Annotated in this window: 16 protein-coding genes, 1 tRNA gene and 2 riboswitches; of the genes, 11 read left to right on the forward strand and 6 right to left on the reverse strand. The window is 65.4% G+C overall.

Annotation, left to right across the window (positions count from 1 at the left end):
• Window positions 1-55 precede the first annotated feature (55 nt).
• Window positions 56-502 carry a hypothetical protein gene (locus EYW47_RS10475; RefSeq protein ID WP_133194800.1) on the forward strand — a complete coding sequence of 149 codons (447 nt, stop codon included), beginning with the start codon at window positions 56-58 and terminating at the stop codon, window positions 500-502.
• A 115-nt stretch (window positions 503-617) separates the two neighbouring features.
• Here EYW47_RS10475 and rpsU read toward each other — a convergent pair whose 3' ends face one another.
• Window positions 618-830, reverse strand: a complete 213-nt coding sequence (gene rpsU, locus EYW47_RS10480) for a 30S ribosomal protein S21 (protein ID WP_006401410.1) — start codon at window positions 828-830, stop codon at window positions 618-620.
• A gap of 405 nt (window positions 831-1,235) precedes the next feature.
• Entirely contained in the window at window positions 1,236-2,177 is a 942-nt protein-coding gene (locus EYW47_RS10485; RefSeq protein ID WP_133194801.1) for an aldo/keto reductase, read from the reverse strand.
• Between the two features lie 335 nt (window positions 2,178-2,512).
• Between EYW47_RS10485 and EYW47_RS10490 the strand changes: the two genes are divergently transcribed.
• From EYW47_RS10490 to fliT, 3 genes are all read left to right on the forward strand, one after another.
• Window positions 2,513-4,183 (forward strand): flagellin N-terminal helical domain-containing protein, encoded by a 1,671-nt coding sequence (locus EYW47_RS10490; RefSeq protein ID WP_133194802.1) that lies wholly within the window; start codon window positions 2,513-2,515, stop codon window positions 4,181-4,183.
• Between the two features lie 151 nt (window positions 4,184-4,334).
• A complete protein-coding gene (gene fliD, locus EYW47_RS10495) occupies window positions 4,335-5,924 on the forward strand; it encodes a flagellar filament capping protein FliD (RefSeq protein WP_133194803.1) in 1,590 nt (529 codons plus the stop codon).
• A 20-nt stretch (window positions 5,925-5,944) separates the two neighbouring features.
• Window positions 5,945-6,244: a flagellar protein FliT gene (fliT, locus tag EYW47_RS10500; protein ID WP_133194804.1), complete on the forward strand. Its 300-nt coding sequence runs from the start codon at window positions 5,945-5,947 to the stop codon at window positions 6,242-6,244.
• Window positions 6,245-6,465: 221 nt separating this feature from the next.
• Here fliT and EYW47_RS10505 read toward each other — a convergent pair whose 3' ends face one another.
• Complete coding sequence (locus tag EYW47_RS10505; protein WP_133194805.1) at window positions 6,466-8,631, reverse strand: phosphocholine-specific phospholipase C; 2,166 nt, start codon at window positions 8,629-8,631, stop codon at window positions 6,466-6,468.
• A 43-nt stretch (window positions 8,632-8,674) separates the two neighbouring features.
• Window positions 8,675-8,923 carry a hypothetical protein gene (locus EYW47_RS10510; protein WP_133194806.1) on the reverse strand — a complete coding sequence of 83 codons (249 nt, stop codon included), beginning with the start codon at window positions 8,921-8,923 and terminating at the stop codon, window positions 8,675-8,677.
• A gap of 255 nt (window positions 8,924-9,178) precedes the next feature.
• On the opposite strand from EYW47_RS10510, the gene EYW47_RS10515 reads away from it, so the two are divergent.
• Window positions 9,179-10,087: a LysR family transcriptional regulator gene (locus EYW47_RS10515; protein ID WP_133194807.1), complete on the forward strand. Its 909-nt coding sequence runs from the start codon at window positions 9,179-9,181 to the stop codon at window positions 10,085-10,087.
• Between the two features lie 102 nt (window positions 10,088-10,189).
• Here the strand turns inward: EYW47_RS10515 and EYW47_RS10520 are convergent.
• Window positions 10,190-10,265, reverse strand: a tRNA-Arg gene (locus EYW47_RS10520).
• A 353-nt stretch (window positions 10,266-10,618) separates the two neighbouring features.
• Here EYW47_RS10520 and EYW47_RS10525 point away from each other — a divergent pair.
• Window positions 10,619-11,527 (forward strand): c-type cytochrome, encoded by a 909-nt coding sequence (locus tag EYW47_RS10525; RefSeq protein WP_133194808.1) that lies wholly within the window; start codon window positions 10,619-10,621, stop codon window positions 11,525-11,527.
• A 122-nt stretch (window positions 11,528-11,649) separates the two neighbouring features.
• Here EYW47_RS10525 and EYW47_RS10530 read toward each other — a convergent pair whose 3' ends face one another.
• Complete coding sequence (locus EYW47_RS10530; RefSeq protein WP_133194809.1) at window positions 11,650-13,740, reverse strand: UvrD-helicase domain-containing protein; 2,091 nt, start codon at window positions 13,738-13,740, stop codon at window positions 11,650-11,652.
• A 393-nt stretch (window positions 13,741-14,133) separates the two neighbouring features.
• Here EYW47_RS10530 and EYW47_RS10535 point away from each other — a divergent pair, with 393 nt between their 5' ends.
• The 5 genes from EYW47_RS10535 to gcvP all read left to right on the forward strand — a co-directional run bounded on the left by EYW47_RS10535 (window position 14,134) and on the right by gcvP (window position 21,068).
• Complete coding sequence (locus EYW47_RS10535) at window positions 14,134-15,183, forward strand: oxidoreductase (RefSeq protein WP_133194810.1); 1,050 nt, start codon at window positions 14,134-14,136, stop codon at window positions 15,181-15,183.
• Between the two features lie 305 nt (window positions 15,184-15,488).
• Window positions 15,489-15,854, forward strand: coding sequence for a hypothetical protein (locus EYW47_RS10540; protein WP_165976538.1), 366 nt, complete (start codon window positions 15,489-15,491; stop codon window positions 15,852-15,854).
• 194 nt (window positions 15,855-16,048) lie between these two features.
• Window positions 16,049-16,164, forward strand: a riboswitch (glycine riboswitch).
• A 49-nt stretch (window positions 16,165-16,213) separates the two neighbouring features.
• A riboswitch (glycine riboswitch) is annotated at window positions 16,214-16,354 on the forward strand.
• An 89-nt stretch (window positions 16,355-16,443) separates the two neighbouring features.
• Window positions 16,444-17,562 (forward strand): glycine cleavage system aminomethyltransferase GcvT, encoded by a 1,119-nt coding sequence (gene gcvT, locus EYW47_RS10545; RefSeq protein WP_133194812.1) that lies wholly within the window; start codon window positions 16,444-16,446, stop codon window positions 17,560-17,562.
• A gap of 69 nt (window positions 17,563-17,631) precedes the next feature.
• A complete protein-coding gene (gene gcvH / locus EYW47_RS10550) occupies window positions 17,632-18,012 on the forward strand; it encodes a glycine cleavage system protein GcvH (RefSeq protein WP_133194813.1) in 381 nt (126 codons plus the stop codon).
• Window positions 18,013-18,092: 80 nt separating this feature from the next.
• Window positions 18,093-21,068, forward strand: coding sequence for an aminomethyl-transferring glycine dehydrogenase (gene gcvP, locus EYW47_RS10555; protein WP_133194814.1), 2,976 nt, complete (start codon window positions 18,093-18,095; stop codon window positions 21,066-21,068).
• Window positions 21,069-21,145 lie beyond the last annotated feature (77 nt).

Here is a 21,145-nt window from a genome sequence, read left to right on the forward strand (position 1 = left end):
CACGCAGCGGCGCATTTGCAGGACCTTACCGCTGTGCGTCGCGCAGGGGGCTGAAATGAAAAACGTGCACTTCCTGACTCATCAGGAGATTTTCGACCGTGCCGTGGCGCACCTCCATGGACAAGGGCGCGCAGCGCTTCTGCCTTGCGGCGGCGGGGCGTATCGGAACGGCTACAGCGGCGGCTCGCGCAACTACGGTGGTTGCCCGGTCGGCAGTTTCATCCGCGCGCGCGACTACATCAGCGCAATGGAGGGGATCCCCGTGGGCTATCTCGCGCGTGAGGCGAACGAGGTGCCCGCATGGATGGACGTTGGCGTCGCCGCGCTGAAAAAGGCGCTTCTGCGCGCGCACATCAACATTTACGACGCCAACACCTTGAATCTGCTGAGTTGCCTGCAGAACGTCCACGACGTCTTCGGCGTCTGGGAGTGGCACGATCGGCTACTGTCGATCGCTGCGCAGTTCAGGCTTTCGCCACAGCGCCTTCAGGACGCCGCCTGAGCCGGGGCGGCGCGCGCTCGCGAAATCGAAATCCAAAACCAGCGCCAGAAATGCAAACGGCGGCGCAGCTTCTTGCGAAGCATGCGCCGCCGTCTGGCGGAAGCTGAAGCGGCTCTTAGTGGAGCTTCTTCGGCAGCATCTGGCTGCGCAGACGCTTGTGCAGGCGCTTCACAGCAGCAGCCTTCTTGCGCTTGCGCACGGCCGTCGGCTTTTCGTAAGACTGGCGCTCACGCAGCTCGGCGATCAGGCCATTCTTTTCGATTGCACGGCGGAAGCGGCGAATGGCCACTTCGAACGGCTCGTTTTCCTTCAGAAGAATCGTCGTCATGTATTTCCTAACTCAATCGCTTGATACGGTTCAAAGGCGCGAACGGCAACTACCATTCACGCACCGGCCCTCCGGTCGTTCGCCACGATGGGGGCGTAACGAAAGGCAAGGCGGCCACGGAGGCCGGAAAAGAGAAGTAGGGGGTTCACAGCGGAACGCGATCAGGTAGACCTTGCTGCAACACACCTGACCGCCGGTTTGCGGCCGCCAACAGTAACGAACACGGCAACAAAACAGGCAAAGATCTCAATTCACTCCCAATGATATCAGGAAAAGATCGCGCCAGCCACACTTTCTTGATTCTACTCAGACACTTGCGTGGCGGACACCGCCCGGCGGGTCCGCCACGCACCTTCAGGACTCCTGGATGAACGCGTCTCGCACCGCGCGAGACGCGTTTCAGGCTCAGGCGCTCGCGTCGTTGAGCGCCTGGATGTCCGCCGGATCGAGCTTCAGGCGCACTGCTGCCACAAGGCTGTCGAGCTGCTCGAGCGAAGTCGCGCTCGCGATCGGCGCAGTGATGCTCGGCCGCGCGATCAGCCACGCAAGCGCCACGGCCGCGAGCGAAGTGCCATGGCGCCCGGCCACGAAATCGAGCGCCGCGAGAATGCGCACGCCGCGATGGTCCAGATAGCGCTCGACGCGAGAGCCGCGCGTGCTCTTCGCGAGGTCTTCGCGCGAACGATACTTGCCCGACAAAAAACCGCTCGCGAGGCTGTAATAGGGCACGACCGCGAGCTTCTGCGCGAGCGCCACGGGCTCGATATCGGCCTCGTAGGCCGCGCGATCGTACAGGTTGTATTCGGGCTGGACGATCTGGTACGCGGGCAGCCCGTTCTTGTGCGCGACCGCGAGCGCTTCCTCGATGCGCGCACCCGTGTAGTTCGACGCGCCCACCACGCGCACCTTGCCCGCCTCGATCAGGCGCTGGTAGGCGCCGAGCGTCTCTTCGAGCGGGACTTTCTGGTCGTCCTCGTGCGAGAAGTAGACGTCGATGTAGTCGGTCTGCAGGCGGCGCAGCGAGTCTTCCACGGCCGCCTGGATGTTCGCGGCCGAGAGGCCGGGGCGGCGCGGGTCCTTTGCCACCTTCGTTGCGATCACCACCTTTTCGCGCTTGCCGCTCCGGGCGAGCCATTTGCCGATGATGGTCTCCGATTCGCCGCCCTGGTTGCCGGGCACCCAGGCGGAGTAGACGTCCGCGGTGTCGATGAAGTTGAGGCCGGCGTCGGTGAAGGCGTCGAGGATCGAGAAGGAGGTGGCCTCGTCGGCCGTCCAGCCGAACACGTTGCCGCCGAACATGAGCGGCGCGACCTGCAAGGCCGAAGTGCCGATCCTGCGTAGTTCCATGACTTCTCCTGTGTAGAGCCAGGGTGGAAAGGGTTGAGGATACGCCGGCTGGCGCGACGCTGCAGGCACTCGAGCGGGCGCACAAGCGCGCCCGCTTGGCCTCGGTAGGCGCCAGGCGCACGCAAACGTGTGCCTGTTCGCTTCGATGCGCCAATCGCGGCGAATCTCCGCGTCTTATGCACCACGCAAAATAGGTCGCAATTGTTTGCGCATGCCCCTCAAGTTTTTTTTACTCACGCCGTCAACCTTCACTGAGGCGGCCAGCAATGAACGAGTGCTACCGCCGCAGCCAAAGTGGCGTGTATAGGGCTTAGCGCCCGTCCAGGAGAATTTCCATGCTCGGAATTAACAGCAACATCAACTCGCTGGTTGCACAGCAGAACCTGACCGGCTCGGGCAGCGCACTGTCGCAAGCGATCACGCGCCTCTCGTCGGGCAAGCGCATCAACAGCGCGGCAGACGATGCAGCAGGTCTCGCGATCTCGAACATCATGCAGACCCAGATCAACGGTCTGAACCAGGGCGTGTCGAACTCGAACGACGGCGTGTCGATGGTGCAAACGGCATCGAGCGGTCTGTCGTCGTTGACGAGCAGCCTGCAGCGTATCCGCCAGCTCGCCACGCAAGCGTCGAATGGCAGCATGACCTCCAGCGACCGCGCAGCATTGCAGCAAGAAGTCTCGCAGCAGATCCAGGAAGTGAACCGTATCGCGTCGCAAACGACGTACAACGGCATGAACGTGCTGAACGGCTCGTTGGGCACCGTGTCGTTCCAGGTCGGCGCGAACGTGGGCCAGACGATCACCCTGAATCTGAGCCAGAACATGAGCGCATCCTCGCTCGGGACGGGCGCTCCTCAGGCGGGTCAGACGCTTGGCACGTACACGGGCCTGGCGCTAAACACTGATGGTACGAAGGCAGTAGCGGGTACGGCCACTGCATCGATTACTGGCGCGAGCTCAACCAACGCATCTTCCATCACCGTTACGGGCGGTGTAGGTGCGGCCACGTTTAAGGACAATAACGGCACGTACTATGCCCAAGATACGACGGGGGCATGGTATTCGGGTGCTAATGCGGCAGCGGCAACTACGAAAGCTGCGGCTGCTGTTGCGGGAACGGGCCTCGGTACCACCGCGGATGCAGGTACGATTGCTGCACTGAATCAAGCCGCACAATCGGTGACCACGACCGCGGGCACCGCTACCGTCGCCATTAACGCGGCGAACAACACGGGAACTGGTGCTACCCCGGCTGGAACTACGTCGGTCACCGCAACGGACAACGGTAAGGGTACTCAGACTTACGTTGACAACCAGGGCAACACGTACACGGACAATGCTGGGACTTGGAAAGTTTCAGTTAACGGTGGTGCCGCGACCGCTCTCGACGCCGTCAAGGACGCCGGCACGATTACAGCTCTTAATGCCGCAAGCACCACAGCAACGGCCAACGTGACGAGCACGGTTACTACGCCCGCCGCTATCACGTCGATCAACGTGCTTTCGGATGGCAAGGGTGGCTTCACGTTCACCGACCAGAACAACCAGGCTCTGGCCACGAACACGGTATCGTCTCTGTTCGGCGCAAACACGGCACAAGGCCAACTCGCGACCGGCGGTCTGGATGCAGTTGCTAACGCAACTACTGATGCGACCGTAACCTCGCAGATCAACGCTCTGAACAAGCCTTCGACGGTTGCCAACATCGACATCAGCACGGCTCAAGGCGCCAGCATGGCGATGGAATCCATCGACAACGCACTGAGCGACGTGAACAACCTGCAGGCCACGCTTGGCGCCGCGCAGAATCGCTTCACGGCAATCGCGAGCACGCAGCAAGCTCAATCGACGGACCTGAGCAACGCCCAGTCGAACATCACCGACGCCAACTTCGCATCGGAAACGGCCAACCTGAGCAAGGCGCAAGTGCTGCAGCAAGCCGGCATCTCGGTGCTCGCGCAAGCGAACTCGCAACCGCAGCAGATTCTCAAGCTCCTGCAGTAATGCGCTTGAGCAACATGTAGTTCGCGTTGCGCGCCCCGCCCGCCATACCCGGTGCGCGCAACGCAAGCCAACCGGGAGCCTCGTCTCCCGTTTGGCGTTTTTTCAGACCTGAACCGATTCACATTGCATCGCCGAAGCGCGGAGCCTCTTCATGTCCACCGTATCCGGTAACTCAGTCGCGAATACCGTCGCGGCAAACACCGCAGCGACCAACCAGGCGCTGCAGCAAGCCGCACAGTCGATCATCAGCGGCTCGACCGGCAATTCGTCGATGGACGTGAACTCGCTCGTCACCGCGCTCGTCAACAGCAAGATCGCTGGCCAGGCCGCGACGCTGGCCGCGGCGCAGACAAGCGACAACACGCAGATCTCCGCATACGGCACGCTCTCCGCTGCGCTCTCGGCATTGCAGGCCGGCCTCACTTCGCTTTCGAACGGCACGACGGTCAACGCCTTCACGGCGACCACCAGCGGCAACGGCATCACGGCCACGGCGGCCAGCGGCGCAGTCGCCGGCACATATGCGATCGACGTCGCCCAGGTCGCGACCGCGCAGGTGCTCACCTCGAAGGGCTATAGCGCGACACAAGCGCTTGCCTCGGGCCCGGCCACGATGACGCTCTCCATCGGCGGCGCGAACACCACGATTTCGCTGAACAGCTCGAACAGCACGGTTTCCGGCATTGCCGCCGCCATCAACAGCGCGAGCAACAATCCCGGCGTCACTGCCACGGTCGTCAATGGCGCGGATGGGGCGCACCTCGTCCTGCACGCGAACTCAACCGGCTCCCAGAACGCCATCAGCATCCAGATCAGCGATACGGCAACGGGCGACGCACTGAACGGCCTTGCCGTGACGGGCAATAACGGCGCGTCACTGACCGGCGTGGCGAGCGCGAGCGCCACGCAGCTCAAGGCCAATCAGTCGACGCTCACCAATGTCCAGTCATCGGGAACGCCCCCCACGGCCAACTGGATCCAGACGACCGCGGCGCAAGATGCCTATTTCAGCATCGACGGAACCGGCGTCACCAGTTCAACGAACTCGGTGACGTCCGCGCTCGCGGGCGTCACGCTGAGCCTGAGCGCCGCATCCGTCGATAGCACCGGTAATTCGCCGCAGACGCTCACCATCTCTCAGAACACGAGTTCGCAGTCGAGCGCGATCAATCAGTTCGTCTCGCTGTACAACACGCTCGTGACAACGATGGGCACGCTCACCGCCTATAGCGCGACGGCAACGTCGCAGGGCCCGCTGCTCGGCGACTCGACGCTGAACATGATCCAGAACCAGGTGGCCACGATCGTCGCAAACGGCGTGAAGAACGGCAACACGACCACGAGCCTCGCGGCGATCGGCATCACGCTGAATGCAGACGGCTCGCTCTCGCTCGACAACAGCACGCTGAACACCGCGCTGCAAAACAACCAGTCGACGGTGGCTACGCTGTTCAGTTCGACGAATGGCGTCGCGGCGCAATTGAACAACAACATCACGGGCTATCTGTCGACCACCGGCGTCATCCAGACGCGCACCAACGCGCTCAACGCGGACCTGACGAACCTCTCGACGCAGCAGTCGTCGCTGACTGACTACCAGACGCAGCTCACCAGCACGTACACCGCGCAATTCACGGCGCTCAACACGCTGATGGCGACGATGAACAACAACCAGCAATACCTCACGCAGCTGTTCGGCGGCACGAACAGCGCGGGCGCGCTGGCCACCAACAAGAACTGACGGGATCGAGGTCACACATCATGCAAGCACGGGCCGACATCGAGCGTATCTGGCAACTCACCAAGGCCATCGAACAGGCGGCGGCCGTGGGCGAATGGGAGCGGGCATCGCAGCTCGCGAGCGAGCGCTCGCCGCTGCTCATGTCGCTCACCGCGCCGCAAACGCCCGCTGTGCTCGACGTGCTCAAGCAGGTTCACGCCATCGATGCGCAGATTGCGGAAGCCGCCCGCAATGCCAAGACCGAACTGAACACCGAATACCAGGCTGCGATGCAGGCGACCCGCAACGCGAATCTGTATCAGCGCGTCGCGCAGTTCTAAAGGCAATAAAGCGGCGATCCACGCCAGACGTACCGGACAACAACAATTCATCGCGTCCCTTGCGGACGCGCTCGTTCAACTCAGCCCGCCTCGCGCGGGCTTTTTTTTCGCGCAAGCAAATGCTGCCACGTGCGGGCGCCTACGCCAGATCGCCACCACGAAAAAACGCCGCGTGGCCCGCTTCGCAGCGGCCACGCGGCATTCCTGGCACAACCTTCAGATCACCCCTTCACCGGCCCCGGATCGCTCTGACTCGGCCGCCCCGTCTCCAGGTGGCCAGCGAAGCGCCGCACGACCTTATCCGACGCGCCGCCAACCGTCGCCGCCGCGATGTTCAAGTCGTACCACCCATGGCTCGAGCTGAGCTCCCAGTGGTCCTGCAGCGTCTGTCCGGGCTGCAGCGTGTACTGTCGCGCGTTGGCGCTGCTGTACGCGTTATCGACGTTCACACTGCACGCAGCGCCGCCGCTATTGCGCAGCTCGAGATACACATGGCGATTGCGCACGTCATAGCCAATACGCGCTTCCGGATTCGCGTGATGGCCATCAACCGCGACTTGCACATTGCCCTGGAATTCGCACACGTAGCCGTTCGGCCCATAGACCGCCAGATGGTACGCACCCTGCGCGGCCGTCGTGCTCCAGTAATCGGCGAGCTGATCGCGTGAAGCAACCGTGTAGCGGCGCGGCGGATTAGCCGCGTTCAGGCGGTCATACACGTAAAACGCCGCGCCCGTGCTGCCGGAATTCGCGAAGTCGAGCCAGAGACTGCCGTCGTGGCCGCTCACCCGGCTGTGAACGAATACTTCGTAAGGCAGCGCACGCGCCGGCCGCGTGCCAGGCTCCTGCGCCGGCATGCTCTGCTGCGCGGGCACCTGGTACGCCTGCCCAGCCGTCTGAATATGCTGCGGCACCGCGAAGCTCACCGTCGCCGTGTCCGGCTTGCCGGAGAAGTCGAACGCGGACGTGAGATCGCCACAAACCGAGCGGCGCCACGCGCTGATGTTCGGCTCCTGCACGCCGAAGCGCGCCTCGAGAAAGCGCAGCACCGACGTGTGATCGAACGTCTCCGAGCAAACCCATCCGCCCTTGGACCACGGCGAGATCACGATCAGCGGCACGCGCGGGCCGAGGCCGATCGGCTGGATCCCACCCGGATCGGCGCCCGGAATCAGCGGGCCCATCTCCTGCGGATACCGGCCGAGATCGAGGTATTCGTCGCCGATGTTCGAAAGCAGGCTCGACGACATCATCCCTACGCCATTCGGCCCGCTCGAGAGCGGCGGCACCGGCGGCACGACGTGATCGAACAGGCCGTCGTTCTCGTCGTAGTTGAGGATGAACACCGTCTTCGCCCACACGTCCGGGTTCGACGTCAGCGCCTCGAGGACCATGTTGATGTAGAACGCGCCGTCGGTCGGCGACGCGGACGGGTGCTCGCTGTACTTGTACGGCGCGACGATCCACGACACCTGCGGCAGCTGGTTCGCCTGCACGTCGGCCTTGAGCTCGGCGAGCGTGTGGTTCGAGGCGCCCTTGTCGACGAGCGGACCGCTCGCGCCTATCTGCACCTGGAACTTCTTGAAGAACATCAGCGAGTTGTCGGTGTAGTTGTCGGTCGGGTCGCCCGGGATGCCGGTGCCGCCCTGGTACACCTTCCAGCTGATGTTCGCGTTCTCGAGACGCTCGGCATACGTCGTCCACGTGTAGCCGTTCACGTTGTCGCGCTCGCCGATGCCCGGGCCGTTCGGCGGATTGCCGTAGATGTTGCGCGGGTCGATCGTGCCGGTCCACAGGTAGATGCGGTTCGGCGCAGTATCCGCGTGCGCGGAGCAGTGGTAGGCGTCGCAGATCGTGAACGCGTCGGCGAGCGCGTAGTGGTACATCACATCCGCGCGCTTCAGATAGCCCATCGTCAGCACGTCCTGCTTCTGGTTCACCCACTGGTCCCACTGGCCGTTGTTCCACGCAAGATGCCCGCTGCTCCAGCCGTGGTTCGTGCCCGGCTGGAATTCGGTCGTCTGCTTCGGATCGAGATAGAACGGCAGCACATACGGCGCCGACGGGCTCAGGCCGCGCGCCTGGTAGTGCGACGTCTGCACCGAAGCGGGCGGCTGCTGCCAGACCGGCGCGCCGCTGGGCAGCAGGTGCGGACGCGGATCGTTGAAGCCGCGCACGCCGCGCAAGCCGCCGAAGTAGTGGTCGAACGAGCGGTTCTCCTGCATGAAGATCACGACGTGCTCGACGTCCTGAATCGTGCCGGTGCGCGTCGCGGCGGGCATCGCGAGCGCCTTGCGGATCGCGGGCGGAAAGGCTGCATAAGCGGCCATCGCGCCTGCCGACTGGGTAGCAAGGCGCAGGAAATCGCGTCTGTTTTTCGACGACATGGAAAATCCTGTTATTGGGGGGAAAGTGGAGGTGTCCTGCGAATCAGTGCGCGCCGCTCGCGCTGGAGTCGGGCGCCCAGTGCATGTCGGGCGCGCCCGGCGCGCTGTCTTCGCCGCTCGCGTTCGCATTCGCGCTGGCGCCCGCGATCTGCTGGCTGTTTTGCAGACTGCTTTGCGGGTTGCTCGCGCCCGGCGAAGCCGACGAGCCGTCGCTGTCGCTGCCGCCGCACGCGGCCAGCACGAGGGAAAAGAGAAGCGCGGCGCAGATGGCGCGCGTATCGAATCGGCGCATGAGAATCGGTCCGTGGATGACGAATGCGGCCATTAACGCATTGGCGAATGTCCTCGCAGTGACCGGTTCCATCAGCTTTCTTGCGGTGAACCTCAGCTTTTTTGTTTGAGGCCTTGCTGGAAGGTCGTGTCTATCGACCGGTGAATGCGCAACTGCACGCTAGCGCGGCATCCTCCGGACAGTGCGCGCGTCACGCGGCGGACACATCGGCACGCTACGCTGTCGCGCGGGTGCGGAGGAGAAGAGGACAGGATTTTGTTCGATCAGTTGAAGGCGTTCCACGCGACGGTCCGCCAGGGCAGCATCACGCGTGCGGCGCGGCACCTCGGCGTGAGTCAGCCGACCATCGCCGCGCAAATTCGGCAGATCGAGCAGCTATACGGCGTCGAGCTGTTCTATCGCAGCGGACGCCGCCTCGCGGTCACCGAGACCGGCATCGCGCTCTTGCCGCTCGTCGAGAAGATGATCGACTTCGAGGCTCAGGCCGACATCATGCTGCGCAACGTCGGCGGGCTGTTCGAAGGTCAATTGAGGATCGGCGCGACGGGACCCTACTACATCATGGATGCGATCGGCCGCTTCTCGAAGGCGCATCCGGCCATCGCGCTCACCTGCCGGATCGGCAATTCGGAAGACATCCTCAACGCGCTGCACGAGTTTCGGATCGACCTCGCGGTGTCGTCGCATCGCAATGATGCGGATGGGCTCGAGCGGCGCGTGATCTCGACCGATCCGCTCGTGCTCGTCGTGCACCACAGCCATCCGCTTGCGCGCTTCGAGGCGATCGACGCGGTGCGCCTTGCCGACGTGCGTCTTTTGATCCGCGAAGCAGGCTCGGTCACGCGCAGTTGCACCGAGGAGATTCTCGCGAAGGCCGGCATCGCACCCGCCTCGATTGCGGAGATCGGCAGCCGCGAGGCGATTCGCGAAGCCATCCTGCATGGCGTGGGCGGGAGTATTTTTCCGCTCGGCGAAGCGGAGCGGCATCCGGATCTGCGCGTGATCGCGCTGCGCGACGTCGATACGACGATCGACGAATACATCTATTTCCTGAAGGCGCGCCGGCAGAGTCCGGCGATTGACGCGTTTCTCGCGTGTATCGCGCCGGGGGGTGACAGAAGGGATGTCGCGAGGCGAATGCGCGAGGCTTCGGTGGGGTGTTGAGGGGGTTGGGTGGATGGACGCCCTGAGCGAAGCGCAATAGCAAACGCAGCCGGTGCTCACACGCGCCGGAGGGTGAAAAATCGGGGGAGTTCCTGACAGACTTGGCGCGCCCGGCTGGGATCGAACCAGCAACCCCTGCCTTCGGAGGGCAGTACTCTATCCATTGAGCTACGGGCGCGTTGAGAAGCGGATACTGCCGCCAACCCGAAGAAAACAGGGAAGAGACAGCATCGCAGTGAGACCGAGAGAATACCCGGTTTCGATGTTGGCGTCCACCGCGTGCCCTTGACGGGCGCGCCCGGCGCCGACCGCCGCCAACGCGCGATCGATCCGTACGCCACACGATCAGTCACCATTTACGCCAACACCCGCCGCTGCGCCGCACCACCTCGGGTAAACGCCCGCTGAAGAGCCCCCGCGCGCGGCAACCGGGCGCGAAACCTTGCGTCTATAATCTTCCGTGATCTATCGCAAGGCTGTTGCCGTCCTGCTGTACCGCTCACCACAATACCAACGGGAGTCGAGACAAGCATGAGCGAAGCACCCCACGGAGCCCCGATTAAAACGCCCGGCCAGCTGATCGCCGCTGTCATCGCCGGGTTTGCCGTCCCCATCGTCATCATCATTCTGCTCGTCTACTACGTCGACAGCGCGACGCGCACTGGCGCAGGCACCGACGAGCTTTCAGTCCAGCAGGTCACCGAGCGCATTGCGCCAATCGCCCAGGTCTCGGTGCACGACGCCAACGCGCCGCGCGTGTACAAGACAGGCGAGCAGGTCTATCAGGCCGTTTGCGCCGCGTGTCACGCGAGCGGCGCCGCGGGCGCGCCCAAGTTCGGCAACTCCGGCGACTGGGCGCCACGCATCTCCCAAGGCTTCGACACGCTCTGGAAAACGGCGCTGTCCGGTAAAGGCGCCATGCCTCCGCGCGGCGGCACGAGCCCCGACGACTACAGCGACTACGAAATCGGCCGCGCCATCGTCTACATGGCCGACCATGGCGGCGCGAGCTTCCAGGATCCGCCCCAGCCCGCGCCGGGTGCTGCTCAGGGCGCGTCGGCAGCGGCGGGCGCGGCGCCGGCTTCGGGCGCCGATGCATCCGCCAGCGCGCAGGCTGCGGCCGCAGCAGCGGCCATCGCCGCGATTCCGCAGGCTTCCTCCGCGCCGGCGGCAGGCGGCGCCACCCAGAGCGCCGACGCTTCGCAGGCGGGCAAGGCGCTCTATCAGCAGGTCTGCCAGGCGTGCCACGCGGCCGGCGTGCTCGGCGCGCCGAAGTTCGGCAACAAGGACGACTGGGCGCCGCGCCTGAAAGATCCGATGGACAAGATCTACAACTATGCGCTGCATGGCAAGGGCCAGATGCCACCCAAGGGCGGTTCGAGCGCCCCCGACGACCAGGTCAAGGCCGCCGTCGACTACATGGTGAGCGCGGCGAAGTAAGCACACGCTCACGTGCCGCCGGTGCGCCAACGGCACTCGCACAAGGCGCATAAGTCAAAGGGCTGCATCTCGCGATGCAGCCCTTTTTGCTTGCCACGTGGCGAGCGCCGCCGCGCGTGCGCTCAGCCCTTCTGCAGCAACGCCTTCAGGCTCGCGAGCCGGTCCTTCGGCGACATCGGCGCTTCTTCGGGCGTCGGCGGCGGCGCATCCTCCAGCCCCATCTCGGGGATGAAGCGCGACGCCTCGCACACCACCGTCTCACGCGCCCGCTTGCGCTTCTTGCACCAGTTCAAATGCAGGCTCCGCTGCGCGCGCGTGATCGCCACATACATGAGCCGGCGTTCTTCCTCGATGCGCGCGTCGTCGATCACGTCGTCTTCCGAGCCGCCGCGGTGGGGCATGATCCCCTCTTCCACGCCCACCAGGAACACATGCGGATACTCCAGACCCTTCGACGCGTGCACGGTCGAAAGCCGCACCGCGTCCGGGTCTTCGTCCTTGCCTTCGAGCATCGACATCAGCGCGACGGTCTGGATCAGGCCCATCAGGTTCTTGCCGGTATCGGCGAGGCCGTCGGCGTTGTCGTAGCCGGTGGCTTCGCTGTCCTCGCCAATTTCCTGCTCTGGCTTGGTGCCCTTGCGCTTGAGCCACTCCGTGAATTCGAGTACGTTCTGCCACTTCGACTGCGCCTGGCGCTCGTCGAAAGCGTCGTAGAGATACGCCTCGTAGTGGATCGCTTCCATGAGGTCGTCGAGCACGACCGTCGCCGGGTCTTTATGCGCGCGCTCGGCGAGTCGCTGCATGAAGTCGCAGAACACGCGCATCGGCTCGACCTGGCGCGCCGAGAGCCGTGCCTCGATGCCGCCCATATAGACCGCTTCGAACAGCGACACCTTCGCCTGCCCCGCGAACGAGCCGAGCGCTTCGAGCGTGGTGTTGCCCACCCCGCGGCGCGGCGTCGTGATCGTGCGGATGAACGCGGGATCGTCGTCGTGGTTGGCAATCAGGCGCAGGTACGCGCAGATGTCCTTGATCTCGGCCTTGTCGAAGAACGACTGGCCGCCCGAGAGCACATAGGGAATGCGCTCGCGGCGCAGCACCTGCTCGAAAATGCGCGCCTGGAAGTTGCCGCGATAAAGAATCGCGTAATCGCGGAACTGCGCGCGCCGCTCAAACTTGTGCGAGGAGAGGCGGAACACCACCGACTCGGCCTCGTGCTCTTCGTCATTGCAGGGCGTGACGGTGATGGTGTCGCCCATGCCGTGCTCGGACCAGAGCTTCTTCTCGAACAGCTTCGGATTGTTGGCGATGACGTTGTTCGCCGCCGTGAGGATACGCACCGTCGAGCGGTAATTCTGCTCGAGCTTGATCACATGCAGCTTCGGATAGTCCTTGCCGAGCTGCGCGAGATTTTCGATCGTGGCGCCGCGCCAGCCATAGATGGCCTGGTCGTCGTCGCCCACGGCCGTGAACGCGGCGCGCGGGCCCGCCAGCAGCTTGAGCAGCTCGTACTGGCAGGTGTTGGTGTCCTGGTACTCGTCGATCAGCAGATAGCGCAGCTTGTTCTGCCAGCGCTCGCGCACCGGCTCGTTCTTCGCGAAGAGCTCGGTCGGCAGGCGGATCAGGTCGTCGAAATCCACCGCCTGGTAGGCGTGCAGCGTCGCCACGTAGTTGCGGTAGACGATCGCGGCCTGGTGCTCGTCCTCATTCGAAGCGGTCGCGAGCGCCTCTTCGGGCATCACGAGGCCGTTCTTCCAGAGCGAGATGATCGACTGGATCTTGCGGATGAAGCCCTTGTCGGTCGAGCCCACCTGCTCCTGGATCATGGCGAAGCAGTCGTCGGAGTCCATGATCGAGAACTGGGGCTTCAGGCCCAGGTGCTCGGCTTCCTGGCGCAGGATCTGCACGCCGAGCGAGTGGAACGTGCAGACGGTGAGCTGGTTGGTCGGCACCTTGCGGCCTTCCTTGCCGGGCGTGGTGAGCGTCTTGCCCTCGAGCAGCTTGCCCACGCGCTCGCGCATTTCGGCGGCGGCCTTGTTGGTGAAGGTGACGGCTGCGATATGGCGCGGCTCGAAGCCTTTCGCTTCGATCAGGTGCGCGATCTTCTGCGTGATCACACGCGTCTTGCCGCTGCCCGCGCCGGCGAGCACGAGACAGGGACCGTCGAGATAGCGCACCGCTTCGCTTTGGGCGGGATTCAGGCCTGCGGACATCGTTGCTGGATTGGAAAGTCGGGTGGTACGGCTGGGAAGCGTGCGGGTCTTGGTGACGCTGCGGCTTCGGCCAATGACCGGTGAAGCACGACAAACCGCACGGCGCGAGGCGTGCGTACGTCGCAGCGGCCTCTCACGCGAGAGGTGCGATGTTAACACGAGGCGGCTTCGCGCCGATGCGGCCCCGACGTGATCCGCCCACTCGCCTCACACTGGCGGCACTCAGGCACGGCGGCACGGCATCACGCCTGAGCCCACGCCATCTGTCCCCCGCCCATCTCCACATCTGGCCCGTGCAACGCCCCAGCCACGCGTGCCACAATGACGGGCTCCCGCCACCCGCGGCGACGGCTCGCGCCGCGCCGCCTCATTGCTGGAAAGAGGACGCGCTTCATGACTGCACCGCTGCAAATCGGCCTGATGGGCTATGGCTTCGCCGGCCAGACTTTCCACGCACCCGTGATCGCCCATAGCGGCGCGGCCACGCTCGCCGCCATCGCGACGAGCCAGGCCGAGCGCGCCCAGGCCGACTATCCCGATGCCGCGATCGTCCCCGACCTCGACGCCCTGCTCTCGCTCGACGCCATCGAATGCGTGGTGATCGCCACGCCCAACGACACGCACTACGAGCTCGCGCGCCGCACGCTGGAGCGCGGCAAGCACGTGCTGGTCGACAAGCCGGTCACGCTCACGGCCGAGGAGGCCAGCACACTCGCCGCCATTGCGAAGCAGCGCGACCTCGTGTTCGCGCCATTCCACAACCGCCGCTGGGATGGCGATTTCCTCACCGTGCGCGATCTGCTCGCGAACGGCGAGCTCGGCCGCGTCACGCACTACGAGTCGCATTTCGACCGCTTCCGCCCGCAGGTGCGCCAGCGCTGGCGCGAGGACGCGACGCGCGGCGGCGGCCTGCTTTACGACCTCGGGCCGCATCTGATCGACCAGACGCTCGCGCTCTTCGGCGCGCCCGAGTCGGTCACGGCGTTCGTCCACACGCGCCGCGAGAACGCCACTGCGCCCGACTACGTGCACCTCGTGCTGCGCTACGCGCGCCACGACGCCGTGCTGCACGCGAGCGCGCTGGCCGCGTTTGCGCCGCGCTTCGTCATTCATGGCACGCGCGGCAGCTATCTGAAGAACGGGCTCGACACACAGGAAGATCAGCTGAAGGCGGGGTTGCGCCCGGGCCAGCCCGGTTTCGGCGACGGCAACGAGCCGGGCCGTCTGCACATGCTGGCTGACGACGGCAAGGAAGCCGAGCTCGAAGTGCCCAACGCCGCCGGCAATTACGCGGATCTCTATCGCGCGCTCGCCACCGCGATCCGCGATGGCGAGCCTTTCCCGGTGAGTCCGCAGGACGCCGTCGACGTGATGAGGATCATCGAGGTCGCGACGCAGAGCGCCGCCGAAGGCCGCACGATCGCGTTCACGCGCACGGCTTGATAACGGGCCCGCGCGAAACCTCGCGGTTGGCGCCCGTCGCGGGCGCTTCGCCCTGCGTTTAGCGCCCGCGTGCCGGCAGCCCAGCCACCTTGCATTTACCCGACACAACTGAAAGGTCTGAACAAATCGTTACAAGTGCGCGCCGCCCCGCAGTCATCGGACGGCGCGCGCGGCACGTTTGCCGACATACAACGCGAAAAAACAGAGCAACAACGACCAGAAGCTGCGACTTGCTTCTGCATGAGATCGCAGCAGGCGCTTGAGCGCTAACTGCGATCGACACAAGGAGAGTCTCAATGACCCGTTTGAACCGTGCCATCCGCTACGCCGCCGTCGGCGCGCTCGTCTCGACGCTCGCCGCGTGCGTGGTCAACCAGCCCGCGCCCCCGCGTCCCGTGGTCGTGAGCCCCGGCCCGAATCCGCATGAAGTGGCCGTGGACCGTCTGCATGAGATCGACGGCCGCATCGACAACCTGAGCCGCCGCATCGACATGCGCGTGAATCAGGGCTACTACCCGCCGCCCCAGGGCGGCGCGCTGCATCACCGCCTCGACACGATCCGCGGAGAAGCCCACGACATGGCGGCCCAGCACGGCGGCGGCATCTCCGGCGACGAGCAGCACGTGCTGAACCAGGAGCTCGACACGGCGGCGCGCGCCATCGGCGAATAAATCGGCTCATAAACCTGCAAGCAAGCCTGCGAGCCGACAAACAAGGCGGCCCGCCGGCACGCTCCGAACTGCCGTTCAAGCCACGGGCCGCCCAGCGCGGCCCGTAGGCATTCTGGCGCCAGCCAGGCTTCGAAGCCGCGCCTGCCCCCGATTTTTTCCGCATTGACACACCCGCCAAGCGTCGCGCACAATCGCTGCGCGCGCCGGGAGAGCGCGCCGTTTGTCGCACCCCGCCACTGAGCAGGTGCAACGCGCGGCGCCGCCGAAGGGGCAACCCACAAACTCTCAGGCAAAAGGACCGTGCGCGCCGGACCTCCGATTCGCCCGCTCGCGCTTCGTGCGCAGCGCGTGACTTTCAGGTCCGCAACTCTGGAGAGCGGCAGTAGGACGGCGGGGCAACAGTGCCCTGGACGTTCAGGCTGCCCACCGAAGGGGCGCGCGCCATCAAGCAGCATTAAACACGGCGCAATCTCTCAGGTATCGAGGACAGAGGGGCCATGCAAGAACCGACCCCAGGCATTGGGCCTGTGGCGTTTCCTGCATGGCCTTTTTCGTTTTCGCGCGATTTTTCGCGACCGCCTGAGGCCCCATGACCGAACTCAAACGCACCCCGCTGAACGACTCGCACCGCGCGCTCAATGCCCGCATGGTCGACTTCGGCGGCTGGGACATGCCCGTCAACTACGGCTCGCAGATCGACGAGCATCGCGCCGTGCGGACCGATGCCGGCATGTTCGACGTCTCGCACATGTGCGTGGTCGACTTCTCGGGCGCGAAGGCGCGCGAATTCTTCTCCCGCGCGCTCGCCAACAACGTCGCCAAGCTCACGACGCCAGGCAAGGCGCTCTACTCGTGCATGCTGAACCCCGAAGGCGGCGTGATCGACGACCTGATCGTCTATTACTTCGCCGACGATGAATTCCGCACCGTCGTGAACGCGGGCACCGCCGAAAAAGACATCGCCTGGTTCGAGAAGCTCAATGCCGAAGGCGGCTTCGGCCTCACCATCACGCCGCGCCGCGATCTGGCGATCGTCGCCGTGCAAGGCCCGAACGCGCGCGAAAAGGTCTGGCAGGTCGCGCCCTCCTCGCGCAGCGCCACCGAGCTCCTCAAGCCCTTTAACGCCGCCAAGATCGAGGCCTCGCCGTTCGGCGAGCTGATGATCGCGCGCACGGGCTACACCGGCGAAGACGGCTTCGAAATCGTGCTGCCCGCCGCCGCCGTGTGCGAATTCTGGGACGCGCTGCAGCGCCAGGGCGTGAAGCCCTGCGGCCTCGGTGCGCGCGACACGCTGCGCCTCGAAGCGGGCATGAACCTCTACGGCCAGGACATGGACGAGAGCGTCTCGCCGCTCGACGCGGGCCTCGCCTGGACCGTCGACATGAAGGAGCCGCGCGAGTTCGTCGGCCGCCCGGTGCTCGAGGCGAACGGCTCGCGCATGACCTTCGTCGGCCTGATCCTGCAAAAGGAAAACGGCAAGGCGGGCGGCGTGCTGCGCGCGCACCAAAAGGTGCTCACGCCGCAGGGCGAAGGCGAAATCACGAGCGGCACCTTCTCGCCGACGATGCAGGAATCCATCGCCTTCGCGCGCGTGCCCCAGGGCGTGCAGCCGGGCGACGTCGTGCAGGTGCAAATCCGTGACAAGGCCCTGCCCGCGAGCGTGGTAAAACTGCCCTTCGTGCGCAACGGCAAGGTGCTCGTCGCCTGATCCGCGAGCATTCGAGCCGCGCACGCCCCCCTCTTTCAAGCCATAACGAACCACGCACTGGAGCAACCCATGAGCATCCCGGCCGATCTGAAATACACCGAATCGCACGAATGGATCCGCACCGAAGCCGACGGCACGCTGACCATCGGCATCACGGACCACGCGCAAGAAGCGCTCGGCGACATCGTCTTCCTCGAGCTGCCTGACGCGGGCCGCGCCGTTGCCGCCGGTGACGCCGTTGCCGTGATCGAGTCGGTGAAGGCCGCCTCGGACATCTACGCGCCGGTCGCGGGTGAGATCGTCGAATCGAACACGGCGCTCGTCGACACGCCGGACCAGGTGAACGGTGCGCCGTACGAGTCGTGGCTCTTCAAGATCAAGCCGGCCGCCGACGCCAAGCTCGACGCGCTGATCGACGCCGCCTCCTACGAAAAGGCCATCGGCGCTTAATACGCAGGCGAAAAACGCCTTAACCAGACGGCGCGGCGGCGCGCACATTGCCCACGCCGCCCGCGCCCGCAGGAAACCCTATGAAGCTCGAACACCCGGATCGTCTGATGAACACGCCGCTTTCGGCCCTGTCACTCGCCACACTCGAAGCGCACGACGCCTTCGCCGCCCGCCACATCGGGCCCGACCCGGCCGACCAGCAGGCGATGCTCGACACGCTCGGCTTCGCCTCGCGCGTCGCGCTGATCGACGCGGTCATTCCGGCCGCAATCCGCCGCAAGGACACGCTGCCGCTTGGGCCCTTCGGCGAGCCGCGCTCGGAAGCCGAAGCGATCGCCGCGCTGCGCGTGCTCGCAGACAAGAACCAGGTGTTCCGCTCCTATATCGGGCAGGGCTACTACGACACGCACACGCCGGCCGTGATCCTGCGCAACGTGCTCGAAAACCCGGCCTGGTACACGGCCTACACGCCGTACCAGCCGGAAATCTCGCAGGGCCGCCTCGAAGCCCTGCTGAACTTCCAGCAGATGATCGTCGACCTGACGGGTCTCGCGATCTCGAACGCGTCGCTGCTCGACGAGGCCACCGCCGCCGCCGAAGCGATGACGCTCGTGCAGCGCGTGGGCAAGTCGAAGTCGAACGTGTTCTTCGTCGCCGACGACGTGCTGCCGCAAACGCTCGAAGTCGTGAAGACGCGCGCGAAGCCGATCGGCATCGAGGTGAAGGTCGGCCCGGCTCAAGAAGCGGCCAGCGCAGGCGCGTTCGGCGTGCTGCTGCAATACCCGGGCGTGAACGGCGACGTGCGCGACTATCGCGAACTGGCGCAAGCCATCCACGCACAGGGCGGCGCGGTGATCGCCGCCGCCGACCTGCTCGCGCTCACGATGCTCACGCCGCCGGGCGAATGGGGCGCCGATGTTGCCGTGGGCAACTCGCAGCGCTTTGGCGTGCCGATGGGCTTCGGCGGCCCGCACGCCGCATACCTCGCGGTGAAGGACGAATTCAAGCGCCAGATGCCGGGCCGTCTCGTCGGCGTGACCGTCGACGCCCAGGGCAACCCGGCGCTGCGCCTCGCGCTGCAAACGCGCGAGCAGCACATCCGCCGCGAGAAGGCCACCTCGAACGTCTGCACGGCGCAGGCGCTGCTGGCCATCATGGCGAGCATGTACGCCGTCTATCACGGCCCGCAGGGCCTCAAGCGCATCGCGCAGCGCGTGAACCGCGTGGCGGCGATCCTCGCCGCGGGCGCGAAGCAACTCGGCTACACGCTCGTGAACGAGTCGTTCTTCGACACCCTCACGTTCGAAGCCAGCGCGCGCACCCAGGCGCTGCATGACGCAGCGCTCGCGCGCGGCATGAACCTGCGCCGCGTGAGCGAGACGCGCGTGGGCGTGTCTGTCGACGAAACCACCACGCGTGGCGATCTGGCCGGCCTGCTCGCCGTGTTCGCGCAAGCCGCGTTTGCGAGCGAAGCACCGTCGGTCGACGCCCTCGACGCCGCCCTCGCTGCGCAGCAAGCGGTGACGTTCCCGGCCGCGCTGGTGCGCGAAAGCGCATACCTCACGCATCCGATCTTCAACCGTCACCATTCGGAAACGGAAATGCTGCGCTACCTGCGCAGCCTCGCCGACAAGGACCTCGCGCTCGACCGCTCGATGATCCCGCTCGGCTCGTGCACGATGAAGCTCAATGCCACCTCGGAGATGCTGCCGGTCACGTGGCCCGAGTTCGGCCGCATCCACCCGTTCGCGCCCGCCGAGCAGACCGTCGGCTATCGCGAGATGGTCGACCAGCTCGAGCAGATGCTGGTGGCGGCCACGGGCTACGCCGCCGTCTCGCTGCAGCCGAACGCGGGCTCGCAAGGCGAGTACGCTGGCCTGCTAATCATCCAGTCGTACCACGCCTCGCGCGGCGAAGGCGACCGCAACGTCTGCCTGATTCCCGCTTCGGCGCACGGCACCAACCCGGCTTCGGCGCAGATGGCCGGCATGCAGGTCGTGGTGGTCGCATGCGACGCGCAGGGCAACATCGATCTCGCCGACCTCAAGGCCAAGGCCGAGCAGCACGCGGCCAAGCTCGCGGCGATCATGATCACGTATCCCTCGACGCACGGCGTGTTCGAAGGCAACGTGCGCGAAGTGTGCGAGATCGTGCACGCGCGCGGCGGCCAGGTCTACGTGGACGGCGCGAACATGAACGCGATGGTGGGCCTCGCGGCCCCCGGCCAGTTCGGCGGCGACGTCTCGCACCTGAACCTGCACAAGACCTTCTGCATTCCGCACGGCGGCGGCGGCCCGGGCGTCGGTCCGGTGGCCGTGGGCGCGCACCTCGCGCAGTTCCTGCCGAACCAGCTTTCGTCGGGCTACAAGCGCTCGTCCGACCAGGGCCACGGCATTGGCGCCGTGAGCGCGGCGCCTTACGGCTCGGCCTCGATCCTGCCGATCTCGTGGATGTACATCGCGATGATGGGCGCGGCCAACCTCACCGCCGCCACCGAAACCGCGATCCTCAACGCGAACTATGTCGCGAAGAAGCTGGCGCCGCACTTCCCGGTCCTCTACAGCGGCCCGGGCGGGCTCGTCGCGCACGAGTGCATTCTCGACCTGCGTCCCATCAAGGATTCGAGCGGCATCACCGTGGACGACGTCGCCAAGCGCCTGATGGACTACGGCTTCCACGCGCCCACCATGAGCTTCCCGGTGCCGGGCACGCTGATGGTCGAGCCGACCGAGTCGGAGTCGAAGGAGGAGCTCGACCGCTTCATCGACGCCATGGTTGCAATCCGTGAAGAAGTCCGCGCCGTGGAAGACGGCCGCGCGGACAAGGAAGACAACCCGCTGCGTCATGCGCCGCACACGGCGGCGGTCGTGGTCGCCAACGACTGGAAGCACGCGTACTCGCGCGAGCAGGCCGCGTATCCGGTGGCGTCGCTCGTCGCGCAGAAGTACTGGCCGCCGGTTGGCCGCGCCGACAACGTCTACGGCGACCGCAACCTGTTCTGCTCGTGCGTGCCGATCGGCGAATACGCGGATGAGTCCGCTCAACAAGGCGAATAAAACGCGCCCGATCGATCGGCCAACCCGGCCAAACCCGCCCGCACAGCCGCCGCGCGCTCCGCGAGGAGCCGCGGCGG

It is taken from the genome of Paraburkholderia silviterrae (assembly GCF_004353915.1).
GTDB lineage: Bacteria > Pseudomonadota > Gammaproteobacteria > Burkholderiales > Burkholderiaceae > Paraburkholderia > Paraburkholderia silviterrae.